The sequence below is a fragment of the Protofrankia sp. Cr1 genome, assembly GCF_963555865.1.
Classification (GTDB): domain Bacteria; phylum Actinomycetota; class Actinomycetes; order Frankiales; family Frankiaceae; genus Protofrankia.
On the sequence record NZ_CAUVXO010000008.1, the window covers coordinates 26,977 to 30,268 of the forward strand.

Annotated in this window: 2 protein-coding genes and 1 pseudogene; all 3 read right to left on the reverse strand. The window is 67.5% G+C overall.

Going from position 1 to position 3,292, the window contains the following annotated elements; translation table 11 throughout:
* Positions 1-458, reverse strand: a 458-nt coding sequence (locus tag U9980_RS01965; RefSeq protein WP_322766440.1) for a penicillin-binding transpeptidase domain-containing protein, incomplete at its 3' end; no start/stop codon positions are given.
* A gap of 109 nt (positions 459-567) precedes the next feature.
* Positions 568-2,463 (reverse strand): annotated as a pseudogene (locus tag U9980_RS01970) (transglycosylase domain-containing protein); the annotation flags it as partial.
* 221 nt (positions 2,464-2,684) lie between these two features.
* Entirely contained in the window at positions 2,685-3,086 is a 402-nt protein-coding gene (locus U9980_RS01975; RefSeq protein ID WP_322766431.1) for a DUF5318 family protein, read from the reverse strand.
* Positions 3,087-3,292: the final 206 nt, after the last annotated feature.

Sequence of the window (3,292 nt, forward strand, 5' to 3'; positions counted from 1 at the left end):
GAGCTTTCCGGAGTCGGTCGCGACTGCGTGGGGATCGGCAGCACCACTGACGGCATCGGCGCGGGCAGCGGCGGGACGCTCGGCTCGGGGGTCGGCGACGGTGACGCGTTCGTGACCGTCCCGACGTACTTCGGCGCGGCAAAGGGCTGCGGCGCCACGCCGGTCAGGGCGCCGTCCATGAAGGCCTTCCAGACCTTGGCGGGATAACCGCCGCCGTAGACACCGCTCATGGCCCCGGGGATTCCGGTCAGCGCGGTCTCCTTGCTCACCCCGCCGTCCCCGCGGAACATGTTCACGCAGGCCGCCACCTGCGGCACATAACCGCAGAACCATGCGGTCCGGAACTTGTCGGTGGTACCGGTCTTGCCAGCCACCGGACGGCCGTCGGCCAACTGCGCGGCCTTGCCGGTGCCGTCCTTGATGACCGACTGCAGAGCGTAGGTCACATCCGCGGTCACACTCGCCAGACAGTGCGGTCGTCGATCCCGTCGGACCCTCGTAGATGACCTTTCCCTTGCCGTCGACGACCCGGTCGACGAGGTGTGGGGTGGTCGCCTTGCCCCCGTTCGCGAAGGTGCTGTAGACCGCGACCATGTTCTTTGCGCTGATGCCGTCCCGGCCCAGCGTAACCCCGGCGTCGTCGGTGAGCGCGACGTCCTTGGACACGCCGAGGGCGCGCGCGGTGGAGATCACGTTGTCGATCCCGGCGGTGATACCGAGTGGCACGAACACGGTGTTGATGGACTCCGCGGTTGCCTTGACCAGGTTGGGATAGCCGAAGTTGCCGTGTTCCTCGTCGTTGTGAACGACGTAGGTTCCAGTGCCGTCGGCGGAGTTTCCGGGAATCTTCAGCACGTCCGGGGCCTCATAGGTCGAGTTCAGGCTCGCGCCGTGCGTCAGGGCGGTCGCCAGCGTGATCGGCTTGAACGTCGACCCGGGCGGCACCTTCGCCTCTGAGACGTTGTCCTCCCAGAAGGTCTGGCCGTTCGCACCCTTGCCGTAGATCGAACCGCCATACCAGGCAAGGACCCGCCCGGTGCTCGGTTCGACCGCGACCAGCCCGGTTCGCAGATCGGGCACGGCCGTGGACGGCTTCTGGAGCACGTTCGTGACGGCCAGGTAGGCGGCCGTCTGGCGACCCTGATCAATGCTGGTCTGAATGCGCAGACCCTGGAGGTTGATCTGCTGCTCGGTGATACCGGCGGCGATCAGCTCGGCCTTGACCTGGTCACGAATGTAGGCGGCCTGTGGCGATGACACCGCCAGGCCGTTGGACTTGTCCCATTCCTTGGTCACCGGTGGCTTCTTGTCGGGACCGGCGCGGGTCGCGTCCAACCATCCCTTGGCGGCCATCGTGTCGATCACTTCGTGCCAGCGACGCTCGGCGGCGGCCGGGGTCGCCCGCGGGTCGAGCGCGTTCGGGGAGCGGATCAGCCCGCCGATGACCGCGCCCTCCTCGGCCGTGAGGTCCTTGGCGGGTTTGCCGAAGTAGGTCTTGGCCGCGGCCTCGATGCCGTAGCATCCACGGCCGAAGTAGATCGTGTTCAGGTAGAATTCCAGCACATCATCCTTGGAGTACTGCTGATCGATCTTGATCGCCATGGCGATCTCTTTGAACTTCCGGGAGAAGGTCCGTTCCTGGGTCAGATAGGCGTTCTTGGCGTACTGCTGGGTGATGGTGGAACCGCCCTGGGCGATCTCGCCACCACTGAGGTTCACCCAGATCGCGCGGGCGATCCCCTTCGGGGAGATGCCGGGCTCGCTGTAGAAGTTCTTGTTCTCGGCGGCCAGCACCGCGTGCTGGGCGTCCACCGACACCTGGGAGAGCGGGACGTTCGTCCGGTTGACCGTTCCGATCTTGGCGATTTCGGTCCGGCCGTCGGCGTAGGTGATGACCGACGTCTGTTCGGCGGTGTTCACCGTTGCCGGCAGCGGCACCTTTGTGAAGGCCAGGACGAGCGCCACCAGGGCTGCGACCATCAGCACGCTGGACAACAGCCCGAGCAGGACCAGCCGGCGCAACCACCGTGGACGGTTTCGCCAGAACATCGGACCGTGCTTGCCCTGACCCTTCCTGACCGTGGACGCGGCCGCGCGGCGACCCGCACGCCGGGCCGGGGGGTCGCCGACCTGATCAAGGGCGTCACCCGCAGCCGCGGCGGGCACGTCATCCGGGCGAGGGCGGCGCACGTAGGTGGTGGAGTCGCCGGTGCGCTCGCGGACGCCGATGCGTTCCATCGCGGCGCGGTCCGTCGTGTCGTAGCGGCTGTCGCGCGCCCCACCCCGGCCGTCGGGACCACGATCGGGCGCGCCCGAACCGGCGGTACGGGGATGGTCCCGGCGGACCGGCGGACGGCGCACGTGCGTACGTGCGTTGTCATCGTCGCGCGGGTGCACATCCCGATCGTAGGGTGGCCTCACTGACAGTCCCGTCCGTTGCGGCAGGGGGTACGGACCCCGCATGGTCGGTGGCTGCCGGGAGACGCTACGCCGCCCCACCTGGACGCACCCACACCGGCTCCGGCAAAACCGGCCTCAGCCGGCCAAAGGGCGTGCGATCGTGGCCCTTCCGCACGCCCGGAGGCCCCACACAGCCAGCCCGGCCAAAGGGCGTGCGATCGTGGCCCTTCCGCACGCCCGGAGGCCCCACACAGCCAGCCCGGCCAAAGGGCGTGCGGGCGCTCTTAGTCTGCCGTGCGCCGACGGCTCCCCCGCCTGACTCGTGGCTGGCCGGTCCCGATCACAAAAGACGTGGTCAGATGGTTCCAGCCACAGGAGGTGCAGACCTCCACGACATAGACGTTCAGCTCGCTGAAGCGCTGTTCCAGCGCCGGCAGATCCCTGGTGGGGCGGACCCGCCCGGAGTTCACGCCAAGCTCGTCACCGTAGGTGTACGTCACGTTGATCAAAGGTTCGTTACGACAGACCGGACAGCGCCGGGTGGTCGCCTCGCCATGATATCTGGCTGCCCGGAGCAGATATGGGTGAGCGTCACAGACGTCTGTCGTCGACACCCTGCCCGCATGCAGGTCAGCGAGTGTCGCTCGCCGGGCGAGCGCGTAGTCGATAACCGACCGTGGGCGCATGGCAAAGACGGTACGCCGGATGCGGGGACCCGGCAGACGGTCCGGACAGATGCGCCCCGAGCGCCGGAGAACCCTCCGAACACGGTGTGCCACGGCCGGCCGAGACACGATCCAACCATCTCGCCGTTCCACACCAGACATCCGTTGTTGCCTTGGATTCCCCGAAGTGGCATCCTCGATGTATCGAAGCGATATGTCTGACCGCT